The sequence below is a fragment of the Lysinibacillus sp. ACHW1.5 genome (assembly GCF_022014815.1).
Taxonomy (GTDB): Bacteria; Bacillota; Bacilli; order Bacillales_A; family Planococcaceae; genus Lysinibacillus; species Lysinibacillus capsici.
Window position 1 is genome coordinate 3,439,684 of record NZ_CP091777.1, and the last position, 18,657, is coordinate 3,458,340.

Sequence of the window (18,657 nt, forward strand, 5' to 3'; positions counted from 1 at the left end):
TTAACTATTATAACCCTCGTCAGCAGCGACCTCTGCAAAACTAGAATATTGATCCTTACCAGCATTTTTGGATTGATAAAGCGCTTTATCGGCCCGTTCAAATAAGCTCATTTCTGTATCCTCAGCATGGTTATAAATGGCTCCGCCCATACTCACAGACAACACAGACCATTTCTCGCTAGCTTGGCCATCATATCTAACTGACCTTATTTGAGTCAAAATGGCCTCTGCCATGTGTTGCATCTGTTCCTCTGTTGTATCGTATAAAACAATGGCAAATTCATCCCCACCGAAGCGTACGACAAAGCCACTTTGTTTCACAACATGCTTTAAAATCTTTGCTGTTTGAATGAGGATATGATCTCCTTCTACATGACCAAATTGATCGTTTACTTGTTTAAAGTTATCTAAATCAATTAACAATAAACCTGGCACATTCAATTTTCTTTTTCTTAATAAATTATCAATTTTCCTAATATATGTAGCACGGTTATAGACACCAGTTAACGGATCGAAGGTAGCTAGGTGTATTGTTTTAGATAAAATTTTATTAATAACTAACAGCATAATAAAGGATGTTAGTAGGGCGATAAACAGTAGAATCCAAAATTGTTTCGTATTTTTTTGGAGAGCTTCCATTTTAGTGAAATTGATAAATTTCACATAGACAATTCTTTTGGATGACTCCCCTCTGACTGTCTCTGCTTCATAGGGCAGAAAACGATGTGTTTCTATATAACCATTGTCTAATGCCTTTTCATACTCAACTGGCTCCATTGTTTTCTTTGCTAGCTCGAAGTATTCTTGAAATTTCTTAGATTGCTCCTGTACAGTGATTTTCTTTGATCTCGAATCATTAAAGAAAACGCCACCTGCATTAATGGCTTGCACATCCACTAAATCAATATACTTACCAATTAAGTACTGTGCAGTTTTCTCAAAATTAAAGGTTTGGAAGACAGGATCATTTAGTAGGTCTATACCTAACTCAAACAAATATTTCTTATCATGTGTTGCTAGATAGCCAAATTTTCGATATTCGCCTGTTGATGTTGAAATATCAATTCCATCTGTAAAAAATTCGCCGCTAGCGCGCCTTTCATCCAATAAAGTAGAAAAACGTTGACAGCAAAGCGAGAAATCCAAGCCAATATCTTTGGCAAAAGTCGTGTAAACCACTGTATTGGATTGATCCACTATGTAAATATCCATGCCATGCTTCTTTTTCATTTGCTGCAAATCCCAAGTAGCTACATTAGGGTTTTCATGGTAATAGTTTTTTAACTGTCTAAGCTCCTGTTCCATTTTGTCTGACATATTATTATCAAAATAAAAATGGGCGTTATCAACAGTTTGCATATCTGTCAAAATATGATTTTCAATTAATATTTTATTCATGCTCACTTGTTTCTCTATCTCTGTTACCAGTATTTGCCGGTTCACATATGAAATAACAGCAACAAGTATGACTGCAAATGCTATTAAAGATAGTAATAATTTAATACGCAGGTTCTTCATTTAATTGTCCTCTACTTATTTATACCATCGTCTTTTGGGGAACATTTCAAATATGATACATTCTATGACTATATCACAATAACTCATTTCATATTATACAGTTACAGTCATATTACTGTATATTAAAATCCCCGATGCTATGTGAGACATCGGGGAATAATATGTTTAATGATTGTTTTGTAAACCGTTTAGCTCTTCAGTAGTGAGTTCACGATATTCACCTAACGCTAGATTTTCATCTAATATCAGGCTTCCCATAGAAATACGCTTTAAATATGTTACACGTTTTCCTACAGCCTCAAACATTCGCTTTACCTGATGAAATTTGCCTTCTTGAATCGTTAGCTCTATTTCAGATTGCTGTGCAGACTTTAAGATCACAAGCTTTCCAGGCTTTGTAACATAGCCATCATCTAGCTCAACACCATTTGCAAATTTCTCGGCATCTTCTTCTGTCACAACGCCTTCAATCTGTGCGTAATAAACTTTCGGCACATGCTTTTTGGGAGACAATAAATTATGAGCTAATTGACCATCGTTTGTTAATAAGAGCAACCCTTCTGTGTCTTTATCTAATCGACCCACAGGAAACGGTTGAAAATGCTGATGTAATGGCTCTAATAAATCAATGACTGTTTCATCTCTTAAATCTTCAGTGGCAGAAATAACACCAGGTGGTTTATTCATTATAAAATAAACAAATTCTGTATAAACAACGCGCTCTCCAAACACTGATACAATTTGCTTTTCTGGATCTACGTGTAAAGCTGCGTCCTTGACATAAGCACCGTCTACTGTGACTGCTTTTTGCTTTAATAGCTGCTTCACTTCCTTACGAGAGCCGTACCCCATATTTGCTAGTAATTTATCTAAACGCATCGTTCCACTCCTATTTCAATCCCAGTTTACTCATAATACGGGTTAATCGTTCACCTAATAGCTTTTGGGCTAAACCTAGGCGTAATGATAAAAAGCCATAAACAGCCGCACCAACACCCGCACAAATAATTGAGAATAATAAAGCTGAGAATTTACTATCAACTGGTCCCATTAGTAATTCCAATAATTTATGCACAATCAGCACGCTAATGGCCATCGCCATTGTCAATAAAGCAATTAACATGACACGACGCACAACCATTTCTGATCGATAATTCAATGTTTTTCGTAACACAAGCATATTAATGATAATCGAAACACTATAGCCAATAGCTGTAGCTACTATAGCACCATCTGCCTCTAACCAGCGAATTAAAGGAATATTTAATGCTAGTTTTACGAAAATTCCAGATAATAAGCTGAAAACAATCCACTTTTGAAAATCAATGCCTTGAAGTAAGGCTGCTGTGACTTGGAATAACGCAAATAAAATCGCAACAGGTGCATAATGCGCTAAAATGGTTGCCCCCATTTCGCTTTCTGAATAAAGCATAAAATAAATTTCATTGGCTAATAGAGAAATACCAACCACAGCTGGCAATGTAATAAAGATTAAAATTTGATAGGTTTTATCCATTGCATGGCGGAGGGCTAAATACTCCCCCTGTGTAAAATACTTTGTAATTGTTGGTACAAGCGCCATCGAAAATCCAGTCGCTAGCATAACAGGGATGATAACAACTTTATGTGTCATAAAGTTAATCATTGATAAATAAGTATCTGTTACTTCTGCTAAACCAATGGACGTCATTGCTCCATTAAACGTAAGCATGTCGACTAATTGGAATAACGGATTTGCCACCCCTACAAACACCATTGGGATGGAATAGGTAATCACTTCTTTATAAATATTGGACATTGGTAGCTGTGTGGAAGTCACACTTTGGCTACGTAATAAGTTAAATTCAGGCTGATATTTTTTCCAGTAATAATAAAGAACACCTAATCCACCGATTGCCCCGATAAATGCAGCAAACACAGCAAAGGAGATGGCTGTCTCTGGTTTTCCTTTAAACACAATCACCACTAGGAACGACCCACCAAGTAACACAACAATCCGCACAATTTGTTCTACCAATTGTGAAACGGCAGTAGGCTCCATTTTGTCGTAGCCTTGGAAGAAGCCACGCCATAGACTCATAAATGGTACTACGATTAAGGCAAAACTAACCCATCGTATTACTGAAGCAATTTGTTCAACTGTAAAGACCTGTTCCTCACTCTTAATAACTAGCCCTGCAATTGGCGTAGCAAGTAAAAAGAGGGCAATAAATGCTGCAAAGCCAGTCATCATCATAATAAGAATGCCCGATTTCATCAGCTTGCGACCAGATTGATAATCTCCCATGGCATTATATTTGGATACAAATTTAGAGACGGCTATTGGCGCACCTGAAATGGCGATTGCCAGCATAATTGAATAGGGAATATATGCATATTGGTAAAGCGCAATGTTCTTCTCGCCAACAATTGCATAAAACGGAAAAATATAAATTAATCCGAGTACCTTCGATAAAAACATCCCCATTGTTAATATCGCAGTACCTTTCATTAAATTGGACATCATACCCATCCATTCATTGTAAAATAAATATTATTATCGTAACACTTCAAAGGATACTTATAAAACTTTTTCGTTTTAAAACAAACGATATGCAAGCGCTGTCACCCTAAGAGCAATAAAGTAAACCAACTGTAATCTTAACATATTTATAGGAAATGAGACGCATAAAAACACCAAAAAGTTCATTCATAAAGAAACTTGATGAAAAAAGGCCTTAAAATAATCGGTGAGGAATTGAACATCCCCACCGATTTAGGTATTTCTTATACCATGTCCACAAAGAACTTTTTATACCATACTAGGAATACATAAACTGTCCAAATATAACGACCGCGATTTGCTTTCCCTTCGTAGTGCTCATCTAGATAGCCAACTAATTGTTTTGTATCAAAAAATTCATTTGCAAAGTCAGTTGTAAACATTTCTTTTACCATACTGTAATACTTTTCTTCACGTAACCAGTGACGAATTGGCACTGGGAATCCAAGCTTCGGACGCTTTGCCCATTCTTCTGGCAATTCCTGATGCGCAGCTTGACGTAGAACATATTTTGTATCGATATCATTCACACGGTATCGTGATGGAATATTTTTCGCTAACTCCATTACTTCTTTATCTAAAAATGGTACACGTAATTCAATTGAGTGTGCCATACTCATTTTATCTGCCTTTAATAAAATATCACCAGGCATCCAAAGATTTAGATCTAGATACTGCATTTTTGTCACATCATCATCGCCAGGTACTTCATCATAAATACGTTTTGTAATCGATTTTACAGATGGCGCATTTTTATAAGCTGGCTTTAAAACATTAATAGCATCCACTTCATCCCAAACTACCGCTTCCCCAATAAAGCGCTCTTCTACTGTTTGAGCACCTTTGATAAGGAAATTCGTGTATTGATTTTTCGGTAGAGCTTCTGCCATTCCACGTAATGTTTTACGAAGACCTAATGGTAATTTTTCATATTTTTGCATTCTTCCAGAGTTTTGATACCAAGCATACCCACCAAAAATTTCATCAGCACCTTCACCTGATAGGACAACCGTTACATCTTTTGAAGCAAGCTCCGAAAGGAAGTAAAGTGGCACTGAGGATGGATTGGATTGTGGTTCATCCATATGCCATTGAATTTTAGGTAGCGCTTCAAAGCACTCATCTGCGGTAATGTATCTACGTTCATTTTGAATATTCAACGTATCTGATAAATCTTTTGCAAGATTTGTCTCATTGAACATATCTTCATAGTCCGCAAACCCGACTGAGAAGGATTTATCTGGGCGTAATAAAGACGTAATATAACTAGAGTCAATACCACCCGATAAGAATGAACCTACTTTTACATCACTGATTTGATGGGCCTCTACAGATTCTTTAACAGTTGAACGAATTTCTTCAATATATTTTTCGATTGGTGCTTCTTTTGCATGGAATTTTTTATCCCAATATTGCACGATTTGCTTTTGTCCATTTTGAATCAGCATATAGTGTGCTGGTGGTAATTTAAAGACACCTTTAAAGAATGTTTCATCCATAGATGAATACTGGAATGTTAAATATGGGCGAAGTGCCTGTTTATTTAACTCTTTAATAAATGATGGGTGTGGTAAAAACGATTTAATCTCAGAGCCAAAGATAAACGTACCGTCTGTTGTATGCTCAGAATAATACAATGGTTTGATCCCAAAGCCATCGCGCGCAATGAATTGTAAATCATTCTTTTTATCCCAAATACAGAAGGCGAACATCCCACGCAGTTTCTTCACAAAATCTACGCCATATTCTACATAGCCATAAATAATGACTTCACTATCCGACTGCGTTTTAAACGTATGACCTTTTTCAATAAGATCTGCACGCAGCTCTTGGAAGTTAAAAATTTCTCCATTAAATACAAGCACAATATTACCATCTGCACTATATAATGGTTGATTTGCTACGTCTGATAAGTCAATAATACTTAATCGACGGAAACCTAACGTTACTTTATCGTCACTATGAATACCACCGCTATCTGGTCCACGGTGAATAATTGTATTCATCATATTTTCTATCGTCTGATGATGATCAATCACATTTGTTCCATTAATATAACCTATAAATCCGCACATTCTATTTTTCACCTCATAATTTAGTGCATAACCTTTACCATAATAGCACGAAAAGACATTCATTTCATGCTGACAATGCTAATAAAGGAAAACTTTCATTCATCCAATTGTATAACAAAGAATATTGTGTTTCATTCTACTGTATAAGCTCTTCATCCCAAAAGAAGAGATAAAGAATTATAAAACACTTTTCTATTATTTTCAATGTCAAAGAAAGTCCCTCTCTATATAGACTTCATGTATAATAGGAAAGATTCCTAATTTGAACAGAAAGTGAGTTTCTAACTATGTATGATGTAATCGTGATTGGTGGTGGCCCATCTGGTTTAATGGCGGCGATTGCTGCTGGAGAGCGCAAAAAGAAGGTGTTATTGTTAGAAAAAGGCACAAAACTAGGCAAGAAATTGGCCATTTCTGGCGGAGGACGCTGTAATGTTACAAATCGTTTGCCTGTTGAAGAAATTGTGAAGCATATACCCGGTAATGGCCGTTTTCTCTATAGTCCATTTACCGTTTATAATAATGAAGATATAATTGCATTTTTTGAAGGGCTTGGTGTCGCCCTAAAGGAAGAGGACCACGGTAGAATGTTCCCTGTATCCAATCGCGCACAAGATGTCGTTGATGCGCTGATTAGACAGCTACAACGTCTTCATATTGAAGTTCGTTTACACACAGCTGTCAGTAAGCTTCTAATGGATGAAGATAAAATTTTGGGTGTACGTCTTGCTGATGGCACCGAAGTCCGTAGTCAAGCAGTCGTTGTAGCCGTTGGGGGCAAGGCGGTTCCACAAACAGGCTCAACAGGTGATGGCTATCCTTGGGCTGAACGTGCGGGTCATACAATCACTACCTTATTCCCAACAGAAGTTCCTGTTATTTCAAAAGAAGATTTTATTCAAGCACGTGAGCTACAAGGACTAGCATTGCGTGATGTTGCTGTCTCCGTGCTAAATAAAAAAGGCAAGGCACTCGTCACCCATCAAATGGATATGCTCTTTACCCATTTTGGTTTAAGTGGTCCTGCTATTTTGCGTTGTAGTCAATTCGTTGTGAAAGAATTAATGAAAACAGGCTATGAGCCCGTGACAATGCGTATTCAAACACTGGTACATTATAATGAAGAAACATGTCTACAATATTTAAATAAATTAATAAAAGAAGATCCGAAAAAGGCTGTGAAAAATGTTTGGAAAGGCATAGCACCTGAACGATGGCTCTTGTTCTTATGTGAGCGAGCACATATTGATGTTCAATTGACGGGCGTTGAATTATCCCAAGAGAAAATTCGTCAGCTAGCACGTTTACTAGTAAACTTCACGTTAACAGTGAGTGGCACACAGTCACTTGATAAGGCGTTTGTAACAGGTGGCGGTGTCTCTGTAAAAGAAATCGAGCCAAAAACAATGGCCTCAAAGAAAAAAGAAGGACTGTTCTTTTGTGGAGAAATTCTTGATATTCATGGCTATACAGGCGGCTATAACATCACTTCAGCCCTCGTAACGGGACGTATTGCAGGAATGCATGCGGCATTATAATAGGAGAAAAAGCGTGTCCGTGGAACAACGGACACGCTTTTTTAGCTTTCACTAGACATATAAACTTCTTCAAATGGTTGGATAATGACAAAGCCCTCACCAGAAAACGCCATCTGGATGGATTCTCCACTGCCTCGGCCGATAAATGTACGGAAGCTAATATCTGTTTTAAATTCAGGTGTTAAGTTGCCTAACCAGGCGACAGTAGCATGCGGATCAGTATATACTGTTTCACCTGGTTTCACTAATAATGTCAGTGGTTCAAAATGAGTTGTAATCGCAACCTTCCCTGTTCCTTGAAGGGTTACATTAAATAAGCCACCTGACATGATGCCAGCCATTTTACGCATCAAACGTATATCCCATTCGATGCTAGGCTCAAAGGCAAGTAAATCATTGCCATTGACACAAATACTGTCGTTTTTCAAATCAAAAACAGTTACTTTCTTTCCTTGATCCGCTAAGTAGAGTCTGCCCTTTCCGCTAGCTTTCATCAATTGCGTACCTTCACCCGTTAAAGCCTTTTTAAACATTTTGCCAAGACCATGCTCCAAGACGCGCTCACGTTCAAATTTAATATCACCTGTATAGGAAATCATAGCGCCCATTTTTGACCACACTTCACCGTTTAGATTAACCTCTAATACGCGTTCAGTTTCCAATTCAAAATAATCATTCTCATTATCGTCCTGCTGTGTTTTATGAACAAATTCATCTAAAGAAAATTTCCCCATGATTGATCCCTCCCTAATTACTTTATATACGTTGTTCTTTGAGAAAAGATTCAATTTTTAATAGTTTGTTCCTCATCGTGCATTTCGTTACAAAATTTCTCTTTTAATTACGAAATCACTTTATTTCCAGTAATGTTATTGACTTCAGACAGGTGCTGTTATACATTAAATAAAGAAATTACAATTGTTATATAACAAGCACTTCAAAAAAATAACTATATAAGTGCCATCCACGAAATGACACCTATATAGTAATTGAAAGTTCATATTATTGTGTAGCAGATACATCTCCAACATTTTGCGCTGCTTTTAAAGCTGTTTGCTTACGTACATCTGCACGTAACGTTAAGGAAATAATCAACGAAGCTGCGATTAAACCTGCGAATACATAGAATACAGGAATGTAGCTTCCATACGCATTTTTGATTGCACTTACTAACAATGGTCCAAAAACTCCACCCAATGACCACGTTGTTAATAAATAACCATGAATCACACCAAGTTGCTTTGTGCCAAATAAATCACTTGCAAATGCAGGTAGATTTGAGAACCCTCCACCATAGCAACTAACAACTAAGAAGATAAGTGCTTGGAAAATAATTACGTTAGTTGTATGTGGTAAAACGATAAATGTGATTAGCTGTGCAGTAAAGAAAATAACGAAAACGTTAGAACGACCGATATAATCAGACACAGCGGCCCAGATTAAACGACCACCACCATTAAATAACCCCATAATTCCTACCATTGCGGCAGCACCTGCTACTGATAGACCGACAATTTCCTGTGCCATTGGTGAAGCAACAGAAATCATCATAATCCCTGCTGTTACATTAACTAAATGCATGGACCAAAGCATCCAGAAGTGCTTTGTTTTAACAGCTTCTCGTGCTGACATAACAGCTAAATCTTTCTTCACTACGTCCTTACCATTATTGGCAGCTGCTTTCATATTAGCAGGCATATAACCTGGCTTAGGTGGTGCTATATATGAAGCCCCTAAAATCATTAACGTGAAGTAACTTGCCCCTAGAATAAAGTATGTTGTAGAAATGCCAACTGCCTCCATTAAGTTGGCTGCGACTGGTGCTGTAATAAGTGCACCCGATCCAAAACCAAGTACGGCCATACCTGTTGCTAGACCACGACGGTCTGGGAACCATTTTACAAGTGTTGATACAGGTGCAATATAGCCAATCCCCATTCCTAATCCACTAAGAACACCATATGTTAACCAATACATAACAACAGAATCCATTGAAATGGCTACACCAGCACCAGCTTGTCCTGCTCCAAATAAGACAGCTGCTACCATCGCCGATTTACGTGGTCCCATTTTTTCTACTAAACTACCAAATAATGCAGCTGAGAAACCAGCTAATCCCATCATAATGGTAAAGGCAATCGTTACCTTTGTTTCACTCCATCCCATTTCTGTGACAATCGGTAGCTTGTATACACTGTATGCATAGGCTCCACCGATTGAAAGGTGAATAGCGATTGCAGATAATGCAATTAACCATCTATTTTTATTCATAAATTCTCATTTCTCCCCTCTTTTGCTACCTGTGAAAATTCTATGAACGTCCATGTAAAACAATTTACCACTTAGAATTATTCAAATGCAAGATGTTTTTCTAAAAAATATTATTTCTCCAAAAAGTTTTTTATTCTTTTCTTAAAAATTAAAATCAAACAAACCTTACAGCCTCTAAGAAAAATAAAGTTTTACAAACTAAAAAATCTACATATACTAGATTTTATTATTTTTCTACTCTACTTTATCGTTATATATTAATTATTCTTGAATAATTAATTTTGTGTATATATTCACATACTGTTTATGAATAAAATCTTAATTAGAATATTAATTCTATTATTTATCTACAGAAAGAACGTTTTCTTTAGTTTATTTACGCTAGAATTTTTAAGAACAGAAGAGAAATTCGGAACTATTTTCTACAAGATTTTCACTTTTATATGTATGAATGAAAAGCTGATTCCCGTCTTTTATTTCCATATTTTTTATCTTATTCAAAAAATCAACAATACAATCAATGTATATTTCAAATTATTTATTGAAAGTGAACTATTTTTTATTATTCAAATATATATATTAGAGTGCGATTTTCTGGTATATGTACGCCATTACAACAATATAAATCATATTTATCATTCGTTTTGTTATACTACACAATAATAAAAATGCTCTTCAACAAATCTTGTATTACAACAGCTATGTTATTTATGGTAATTTAGTATAAACTAAGTATTTTTAGTATGTTTTAAGGTAATCATGCTTATTTTGTAGAATTGGGGTGATGAATGTATAAAAGAAAGCTAATAGCTATCGCTCTTTTATATGTCTATGAAAAATATATCTTTACGTCTAAAAATGTTTATTTTTTCATTTATTATTGTCCTTTTTTCTATAGCAACAAGTGGTGCTATCATGATCCATAACCTTTCGGGTGCATTTGAGAAAGAATTTGGAGCACGAGCCATTGCTATCGCGAGAACCGTTTCACAACTGACAGAGGTACAAAATAATGTTGGGAAGCCGAATGGATTTGAAGTTATTCAACCCATTGCAGAGAGAATTCGTTTAACAACTGATGTTGATTATATCGTGATTATTGATATGAAGAAAATCCGCTATTCTCACCCTTCTGAGAGCAAACTTGGCACAGTTTTTGAGGGTGGAGACGAAATAGAAGCTTTTTCACAGCATGAATACATATCAAAAGCTCAGGGAGTGCTTGGCTATTCCATCCGTGCATTCGTTCCTATCATGAATGAAGAAGGTACACAACAAGTTGGTGTTATTACAGTTGGGTTACTTACCCCAAAATGGTACAACCTACTAGATGAATATCAATTTGATATATTGATTTCTCTTTTTTGGGGACTAGCTATTGGATTAGGTGGTTCAGTCTGGGTAGCTAATCACCTAAAGCGTCAAACATTTAATTTAGAGCCATACGAAATCGCTCGCTTAGTGGAAGAGCGATCTGGCATTATACAGGCAATGGATATTGGTATATTAGCAACCGACGAAAGCGGTAATGTATCATTTATTAACCGCCTCGCAAGGCAATATACTCATTTCTTTGAACAGAGAATTTCTCGCAAAGAATTATTTAATGGGACATGGCTTGCGGAAGACATTTTACAGCAGCATGAAATATATAGACCTTTACTTATACATGACCAGATGTATTTAGTACGCACCTTCCCTATTCGAATTTTAGATCAAAATGCCGGATACCTTATAATGTTAACGGATCGTAAAGAGGCAAATATGTTAGCTGAAGAATTAACAGGGATTAAAATGCTTGTGGATTCCTTACGAGCTCAACAGCATGAATATATGAACCGTTTACATAGTATTGCAGGATTAATTCAACTAGACCGTAATGATGAAGCTCTGAGTCTTATTATTGATGAAATTACGGATGAAGAGGAAATTATACAAATTTTACATGATAAAATACTTGATTACTCGATTCAAGGTTTACTACTTGGGAAGTACTCGCGAGCAAAAGAACTCGGCGTGGAACTGACCATTGATGATGATTCAAAGCTAGACGATATTATGAGCGGTTTTTCTAGTGGTGATTTGGTAACTATAATTGGGAATTTGCTTGATAACGCGATGGAAGCATGCTTTGAGTGTACGTATAAAGATGTACGATTAACGTTAATTGGCGATAAGCATTATCTATATATAGAAGTACAGGATAGTGGCATGGGGATAATAGGTTTACCGAAACGAATTTTCGAATATGGTTTTACTACCAAACAAAAGGAAGGACATGGTATTGGCCTTGCACTTGTTAAACAAATTGTAGAATCTAATAACGGAAATATACAAGTTGAATCAACGTTCAATATTGGTACAAATATTACTATTGAGGTAGGGGTGATAGAAGAACAATGAGTAAACTTTCAGTTTTTATTGTAGAAGATGATCCAATGGTGCTTGAAATAAATAAAGGTTTTTTAAATAAAATGGTTGGTTTTCAGCTTGTAGGCGAATCTATCACTGGTCGTGATGCTTACGAAAAAATTAAAGTAAAAAAACCAGATTTAATTTTACTAGACATGTTTTTACCAGATATGACCGGTATGGATTTATTTTTAAAACTCCGTTCAGAAAGAATTCCTTCAGATATTATTCTGATAACTGCTGCGCGAGATGCACCGACTGTTCAAGAGGCTTTACGATTTGGTGCAAGCGATTATCTCATTAAGCCCTTTCGCTTCGAACGTTTTGAAAAAGCTTTACAGCAATATAAAAATAGCTCTAAATTGTTTACTAATTGCACAGCCTTAAATCAAGAGGATATTGATAGTTGGCTAGGTATACAACAAGAGTCAAATGAATTACCTAAAGGCTTAAACAATTTAACGATGAAACAAATATTAGATTATTTAACAACATATCGAGTAGCTATAACCTCCGAGCAGCTGGCCCAAAATGTTGGAATGGCAAGGGTTACAGTTCGGAAATATTTAGATTTTTTAGCAACTAAAGGAACCGTTAGCATTGAACTACAATATGGAACAGTTGGACGACCAACGAAATATTATTCCATAAAATAATTGAGCATAAATAGTTATTAAAATAAAAACTCATATAGAATCTGCTATTTTTCTTATTATGCATAGCTTTATGATGCTTTACTATGCACATTAATAAAAGAAAAGTAAGCAGATTCTTTTTTCTCTAGCAATTATCTTGTATTATAACAATTTATCAATATAACTAATTGTTATATACCATAAATACCAAAATGTTCATTAAAACCATAATATTGAATATTTATTCGTATAAAATACAATAGAAAGCGTTCACATCTTATACAGTTAGGAGTGAATAGACATGTGGCGTAGTCCTATAAAAGTACTTTTCTTAAACTTATGTTTTTTAACCATCCTCATAGGTTGTCAACAGCAGACCTATCCAACTGACAATGAGCAATTAAGTCATGAAGAACAAATTGTCATTCGCTTTTCACATGTTGTAGGTGAAAACACACCTAAAGGAATGGCAGCAATTAAATTTGCAGAGCTTATTAAGGAACGAAGTAATGGTCATGTAGAAATTCAAGTTTTCCCGAATGGCGTACTGTACAAGGATGGCGAGGAGATGAATGCTCTTTTAAGAGGAGATATTCAGATGATTGCCCCTGCCATTTCAAAAATAACTACGTTTGTACCCGAATGGTCTGTCATGGATTTACCTTATGCATTTAAAAATGCAAAAGAAGTTCATACATATGTTGAAAGCGAAGTTGGACAATCATTAATGAAGAGATTAAATAAACACAATCTAATCTCGATGGGCGTATGGGATAGTGGCTTTAAACAGTTAAGTAATAGTATTCGTCCCATCCAAAACTTAACTGATCTACAAGGCTTACGCATGAGAATAATGCCAAGTGATATTTTAGCTGAGCAATTCTCCATTGCCGGTGCCTATCCTAGACGAATTGATTTTAATACGGTCTTCCATCAACTACAAAAAGGCAATGTTGATGGGCAAGAAAATACGCTCACTAATATTACAAGCAAAAATCTACATTCACTTCAAGATTACTTAACTATTAGTAATCATGGTTATCTAGGCTATTTGTTATTAATGAATAATGAATTTTGGAATTCCCTCCCTAAAAATGTACAGGAGCTTTTGATTGATACTCTTGAGGAAGTACAAAAATGGGAGTGGCAACAAGCAGAGAATTTAAGTACGGAAAGACTTCAGGAAATGGAAGCATGTCAATGCATACAAATTCATTATTTAACGGAGGAAGAAATAGAGGATTGGGAGAACGCCTTTAAACCTGTATACGACTATTATGCAGAAAATTATGGTTTTAAATATATTGAGGCACTTCCTAAAAATCAATTTCATTAACTAAGGTTTAAAAGGTTGCCCTTTTAACTATAAATATAAATTTTAGGGGGATATAGAATGAAAAAATGGCTTTTCATGTCATTCATGGCTTTGCTTTTAGTCGTACTTGCGGCTTGTGGTGGCGAAAAAAAAGAAGCAGCTTCTGCTCCAGCAGCTGAGGGAGATGGTGGCTACACCAAAGAAAAACCTCTTGTTATTAAATTCTCTCATGTAACTTCAATTGATAGTGTTAAAGGTAAAGCAGCTGAGGCATTTGCAAAACTAGTGGATGAAAAAACAGAAGGTAAAGTGAAAGTTGAGGTTTATCCATCCTCACAACTATATGGAGATAATGATGAATTAGATGCCTTAGTATCAGGAAATGTGCATATGATTGCTCCTTCTGTAACGAAAATGGTAAAAATCGATCCTCGTTGGCAATATGTTGATATGCCTTACCTTTTTGAAAATCAAGAGCATGCTCGTAAGTTCTTTAATTCAGATGTTGCAAAGCTGATTCTAGAATCTGACCAACTAGCAGCTAACGATATTAAAGGTCTCGTTTTCTGGGAAAATGGCTTTAAACACTTTTCCAATAACAAACACCCACTTGTGACAGTGGACGATTTTAAAGGACTAAAATTCAGAGCACAAGCAGGTAAAGTTTTAGAATCGCAGTTTAAAGCTTTGAATGCTGGTTCTGCGACAATTGCATTTGGTGAAACATACGCTGCCTTACAACAAGGAACAGTAGATGGACAAGAAAACACATTTAATAACTTTGATACTCAAAAATATCAAGAAGTTCAAAAATACTTCTCCGTATCTGAACATGGTCGTCTAGACTATGCCATCTTTGTAAACAAAACATTCTGGGAAAAAATACCTTCAGAGCTATTGACAGCAGTTGAAGAATCATTGAATGAGGCAACAACGTTAGCTTGGGATTTAGCTGCGGAAGAAAACGGAAAATCATTCGAAAACATTAAAAACTCTGGTATTGAGGTCATTGAGCTATCAGATGCTGAAAAAGAAGCCATCAAAAAACAACTGGAACCAGTCTATGAAGAGTTTACTGATGTTATCACAGAAGAACTAATTAATGGTATTCGTGATTTAAAATAAACAGAGTTCTTAAAAAAACTTACTATTCCAATAATTAGTTGATGTAAGGAATAGGAAATTGCAACAATTTCTTGGGTATTCTTTGTTAGGAAGTTGCCCGTAGTAGTGAGTTATCGTCAATATCAATAATTTTATTAGTATATCGCTTACTTACAAACGGGTGCTAAGAAGCTCACTTCAAACTGCAACATTTACAGTGGGAATAAAAGCATCCGTTTTTAACTTTAAATAAAGGAGGCATCAACATGAAGGCCGTTTATAAAATATGGGGCTACTTAGAAGAAATTCTTGCTGGAATTTTTTTCGTAGCAGGTGTTGTACTCATTTTTTATGGGGTTATTATGCGCTACATATTCAATGAACCACAAGCATGGGTAGAGGAATTAGCACGCTATTCTATAATTTGGGGTACATTTTTGGGATTTGGCTTAGCTCTTCGCCACAATCAGCATATACAGGTGGATATTCTATATGACAAATTAAAGCCATCGAAAAAACGTCTATTAGATTTAGTAGCAACAGGCTTGAGCATCGCCTTTTGCTTAATTTACACGTACTATGGTTTTGTTTTAGTGGAAAATCGCTATACATCTGGTATGGTTTCACTTGATATCGGGATTCCAATGTGGATTGTATATTTAGTCCTACCTCTTTCAGGTATTTTATTTTTACTAAGATTCGTAGAACGATTAGTTAATATTCTACGAGGAAAGGATGAAGAATATGCTAATCCTCTTACTTAGTTTCTTTTTGCTATTATTTCTACGAGTACCTGTTGCTATTAGCTTAGCACTATCAACAATTCTAGTGTTCTTCCAAATAGATTTTAATATGAATATGATTCCACAGCGCATTTTTACTGCATTAGATTCCTTCCCTATGATGGCCATCCCAGGATTCGTGCTGGCTGGCGTATTAATGGCGCGGGGTGGGATATCCAAATATTTAATTGAAGCTTTACGTGCATGGATTGGTCACCTGCCAGGTGGTCTTGCAGTTGTTACAATTGTTGCCTGTGCTATTTTTGCCGCTATTTCAGGCTCTTCACCTGCCACAGCAGCAGCAATCGGCTCTATTATGATCCCAGCAATGATTTCAGCAGGCTATAAAAAACGTTATTCGATGGGACTTGTGGCAGCAGGTGGTACATTAGGCATTTTAATTCCACCGAGTGTTCCATTAATTATTTATGGTATCACCTCAGAGCAATCAATTGGTGAATTATTTATGGCTGGGGTTCTTCCTGGATTAGCTTTAACAGGAATCTTAATTATTGCTGCTATCGTTTATGCGAAACGCAATGGATTTAATGGAGATCAACCAGCTTCTTGGGAAGAACGTGGGCGTAAATCTTTAAAAGCCATTTGGGGAGCATTTTTACCTTTTTTAATTTTAGGAACAATCTATTCAGGAGTTGTGACACCAACTGAATCAGCGGTGATAGCTGTTTTCTATGGTCTTATTGTATCCTTGTTTATCTATCGTGAAATGAAGCTAAAGGATTTCCGCGAAGTATTAGTAGAATCTATTAATATTACCGCTATGATTTTCTTAATAATAGGTGCCGCTTCGTTATTTGGACTCTATTTAACAAATGCACAAGTACCACAGCAAGTGGGTGCATGGATTGCAGAAAGTGATTTAAATAAGTGGATTTTTATGATAGTTGTCAATATTTTGTTCTTTATCATGGGTATGTTCTTAGAAGCCGTCTCCATTATTCTAATTACTTTACCAATTTTATTACCAATCCTTGCACACTTCGATATAAATTTAATCCACTTTGCCATTATTATGACGATTAATATGGAATTAGGAATGATCACTCCACCAGTTGGATTGAATCTCTTCGTGGTTAGCGGTATTGCAAAAGAAAAACTTGGGGAAGTGGTAAAAGGCGTTATACCGTTTATCATTTTAATGATTATCTTCTTAGCACTTGTTGTCTTAATCCCACAACTTTCTCTCTGGTTACCAGAGCAAATGAAATAAGGTTTTAAGATGGGTATAAATACAAAGGGTTATTCAATAAGAGATCGCTCTTTTTGGACAATTGTCATTAGTTTGGGCGGGGCTTCTGTTTTTGTATTTGCAGCAATGTATTCTGTTCAGCCCCTGCTCCCCTTCTTTACAGAGCAATTTCATATTTCTGTATCCGTTGCAAGTCTATCCGTATCTATGACTACTCTATCAGTAATTCTTGGATTAATCGTGCTAGGTTTTTTATCAGATCGTTATGGAAGAGTTTTGTTCATTCATTTATCCATAGTTTTTACTGTCATACCTTTTTTTTTCATGCCACTAACTGATTCTTTTTCTACTATTATTTTATTACGCTTTATTCAGGGCTTTGCTATTGCAGGTGTACCTGCAGCAGCACTTGCCTATCTTAGCGAAGAAATTGATCAACAATCAATGGGCTTTGCCACTGCATTGTATATTTCTTGTAATGCACTAGGCGGAACAATTGGTAGACTCATGATGGGGTATGTCACTGAATATTTTTCATGGAAAATGGCATTTATTTCATTAGCCATTATGGGATGCATCGTTATGGTAATTGTCTGGTGGATGCTACCTAAATCCAAAAATTTTTCGGTACAACAGCGTACGATTCAACAGGATTTACAAGGCTTTTGGTTTCATTTGAAAAACCCTCATTTATTGATGCTTTTTGGATTAGGAGTTATTTTACAATTATCCTTTACTGGAGTTTGGTCATTTATTCCCTATTACTTAACAGCCCCTCCTTTTCTATTATCTTTACAAAGCATTTCTTTTATTTTTTTAGCGTATGGTTTAGGTATTATTGGTTCGCCTCTTGCTAATGCACTCGCAGGAAAAGTTGGATTACATACCATTCGAACATTTGGTGTTTGTTTATTAACTGTGGGAATACTTTTTACATTAAGCAAGTCACTTTTCATTATTGTCATGGGACTTTGTCTAGCATGTTTAGGTTTTTTTACTGCTCATGCATTAACTTCCTCATTGGTAAGTCGGCTAGCTCTTTACCAAAAAGGAAGCGCCTCTAGTCTATATCTGGTCGCTTATTACCTTGGGGTGGCCTCTGGAAGTACAATACTAAGCCCTGTTTGGTCATTATTTCAATGGCATGGTATCGTGACCATTACTGCTTTTCTGCCAATAACATACCTATTTATTTTAAATTCGCTACAGAAACAGCAAAAAAGAGATGTACTCAAAAAATGAGCATCTCTTTTTT

General features: G+C 36.0%; 14 protein-coding genes. 8 read left to right on the forward strand and 6 right to left on the reverse strand.

The window, feature by feature from the left end; all coding sequences use genetic code 11:
- From L6W14_RS17180 to asnB, 4 genes are all read right to left on the reverse strand, one after another.
- A complete protein-coding gene (locus L6W14_RS17180; RefSeq protein WP_237898492.1) occupies positions 1 to 1,518 on the reverse strand; it encodes a GGDEF domain-containing protein in 1,518 nt (505 codons plus the stop codon).
- A 165-nt stretch (positions 1,519 to 1,683) separates the two neighbouring features.
- Complete coding sequence (locus L6W14_RS17185; RefSeq protein WP_131521295.1) at positions 1,684 to 2,397, reverse strand: pseudouridine synthase; 714 nt, start codon at positions 2,395 to 2,397, stop codon at positions 1,684 to 1,686.
- Between the two features lie 10 nt (positions 2,398 to 2,407).
- Positions 2,408 to 4,021 (reverse strand): putative polysaccharide biosynthesis protein, encoded by a 1,614-nt coding sequence (locus tag L6W14_RS17190; protein ID WP_081011001.1) that lies wholly within the window; start codon positions 4,019 to 4,021, stop codon positions 2,408 to 2,410.
- 263 nt (positions 4,022 to 4,284) lie between these two features.
- Entirely contained in the window at positions 4,285 to 6,135 is a 1,851-nt protein-coding gene (gene asnB, locus L6W14_RS17195; protein ID WP_131521294.1) for an asparagine synthase (glutamine-hydrolyzing), read from the reverse strand.
- A 287-nt stretch (positions 6,136 to 6,422) separates the two neighbouring features.
- Here asnB and L6W14_RS17200 point away from each other — a divergent pair, with 287 nt between their 5' ends.
- Positions 6,423 to 7,673, forward strand: coding sequence for a BaiN/RdsA family NAD(P)/FAD-dependent oxidoreductase (locus L6W14_RS17200; RefSeq protein ID WP_131521293.1), 1,251 nt, complete (start codon positions 6,423 to 6,425; stop codon positions 7,671 to 7,673).
- 41 nt (positions 7,674 to 7,714) lie between these two features.
- Here the strand turns inward: L6W14_RS17200 and L6W14_RS17205 are convergent, their stop codons facing one another.
- A complete protein-coding gene (locus L6W14_RS17205; RefSeq protein WP_237898493.1) occupies positions 7,715 to 8,407 on the reverse strand; it encodes an AIM24 family protein in 693 nt (230 codons plus the stop codon).
- A 268-nt stretch (positions 8,408 to 8,675) separates the two neighbouring features.
- Entirely contained in the window at positions 8,676 to 9,944 is a 1,269-nt protein-coding gene (locus L6W14_RS17210) for an L-lactate MFS transporter (protein ID WP_004226054.1), read from the reverse strand.
- A 915-nt stretch (positions 9,945 to 10,859) separates the two neighbouring features.
- On the opposite strand from L6W14_RS17210, the gene L6W14_RS17215 reads away from it, so the two are divergent.
- The 7 genes from L6W14_RS17215 to L6W14_RS17245 all read left to right on the forward strand — a co-directional run bounded on the left by L6W14_RS17215 (position 10,860) and on the right by L6W14_RS17245 (position 18,644).
- On the forward strand, positions 10,860 to 12,347 hold the full coding sequence (locus tag L6W14_RS17215) for an ATP-binding protein (protein WP_131521292.1): 1,488 nt from the start codon (positions 10,860 to 10,862) through the stop codon (positions 12,345 to 12,347).
- Positions 12,344 to 13,012 carry a response regulator gene (locus tag L6W14_RS17220; RefSeq protein WP_131521291.1) on the forward strand — a complete coding sequence of 223 codons (669 nt, stop codon included), beginning with the start codon at positions 12,344 to 12,346 and terminating at the stop codon, positions 13,010 to 13,012. The genes L6W14_RS17215 and L6W14_RS17220 overlap by 4 nt, the downstream gene beginning before the upstream one ends.
- Positions 13,013 to 13,292: 280 nt before the next feature.
- The gene (locus tag L6W14_RS17225; RefSeq protein WP_131521290.1) at positions 13,293 to 14,327 is read left to right on the forward strand and encodes a DctP family TRAP transporter solute-binding subunit; all 1,035 of its coding nucleotides are present in this window, start codon (positions 13,293 to 13,295) and stop codon (positions 14,325 to 14,327) included.
- 57 nt (positions 14,328 to 14,384) lie between these two features.
- A complete protein-coding gene (locus L6W14_RS17230) occupies positions 14,385 to 15,431 on the forward strand; it encodes a DctP family TRAP transporter solute-binding subunit (RefSeq protein ID WP_131521289.1) in 1,047 nt (348 codons plus the stop codon).
- Between the two features lie 245 nt (positions 15,432 to 15,676).
- Positions 15,677 to 16,174: a TRAP transporter small permease gene (locus L6W14_RS17235; protein WP_048391136.1), complete on the forward strand. Its 498-nt coding sequence runs from the start codon at positions 15,677 to 15,679 to the stop codon at positions 16,172 to 16,174.
- A complete protein-coding gene (locus L6W14_RS17240; RefSeq protein WP_048391134.1) occupies positions 16,155 to 17,423 on the forward strand; it encodes a TRAP transporter large permease in 1,269 nt (422 codons plus the stop codon). Before L6W14_RS17235 ends, L6W14_RS17240 begins: the two co-directional genes overlap by 20 nt.
- A gap of 9 nt (positions 17,424 to 17,432) precedes the next feature.
- Positions 17,433 to 18,644, forward strand: a complete 1,212-nt coding sequence (locus L6W14_RS17245; protein WP_131521288.1) for an MFS transporter — start codon at positions 17,433 to 17,435, stop codon at positions 18,642 to 18,644.
- Positions 18,645 to 18,657: the final 13 nt, after the last annotated feature.

What these genes read in the sequence shown, in the direction of transcription:
- L6W14_RS17180 (WP_237898492.1), bottom strand. Translation starts at nt 1,518, where the DNA reads ATGAAGAACCTGCGTATTAAATTATTACTATCTTTAATAGCATTTGCA.
- L6W14_RS17185 (WP_131521295.1), bottom strand. Translation starts at nt 2,397, where the DNA reads ATGCGTTTAGATAAATTACTAGCAAATATGGGGTACGGCTCTCGTAAG.
- L6W14_RS17190 (WP_081011001.1), bottom strand. Translation starts at nt 4,021, where the DNA reads ATGTCCAATTTAATGAAAGGTACTGCGATATTAACAATGGGGATGTTT.
- asnB (WP_131521294.1), bottom strand. Translation starts at nt 6,135, where the DNA reads ATGTGCGGATTTATAGGTTATATTAATGGAACAAATGTGATTGATCAT.
- L6W14_RS17200 (WP_131521293.1), top strand. Translation starts at nt 6,423, where the DNA reads ATGTATGATGTAATCGTGATTGGTGGTGGCCCATCTGGTTTAATGGCG.
- L6W14_RS17205 (WP_237898493.1), bottom strand. Translation starts at nt 8,407, where the DNA reads ATGGGGAAATTTTCTTTAGATGAATTTGTTCATAAAACACAGCAGGAC.
- L6W14_RS17210 (WP_004226054.1), bottom strand. Translation starts at nt 9,944, where the DNA reads ATGAATAAAAATAGATGGTTAATTGCATTATCTGCAATCGCTATTCAC.
- L6W14_RS17215 (WP_131521292.1), top strand. Translation starts at nt 10,860, where the DNA reads ATGATCCATAACCTTTCGGGTGCATTTGAGAAAGAATTTGGAGCACGA.
- L6W14_RS17220 (WP_131521291.1), top strand. Translation starts at nt 12,344, where the DNA reads ATGAGTAAACTTTCAGTTTTTATTGTAGAAGATGATCCAATGGTGCTT.
- L6W14_RS17225 (WP_131521290.1), top strand. Translation starts at nt 13,293, where the DNA reads ATGTGGCGTAGTCCTATAAAAGTACTTTTCTTAAACTTATGTTTTTTA.
- L6W14_RS17230 (WP_131521289.1), top strand. Translation starts at nt 14,385, where the DNA reads ATGAAAAAATGGCTTTTCATGTCATTCATGGCTTTGCTTTTAGTCGTA.
- L6W14_RS17235 (WP_048391136.1), top strand. Translation starts at nt 15,677, where the DNA reads ATGAAGGCCGTTTATAAAATATGGGGCTACTTAGAAGAAATTCTTGCT.
- L6W14_RS17240 (WP_048391134.1), top strand. Translation starts at nt 16,155, where the DNA reads ATGCTAATCCTCTTACTTAGTTTCTTTTTGCTATTATTTCTACGAGTA.
- L6W14_RS17245 (WP_131521288.1), top strand. Translation starts at nt 17,433, where the DNA reads ATGGGTATAAATACAAAGGGTTATTCAATAAGAGATCGCTCTTTTTGG.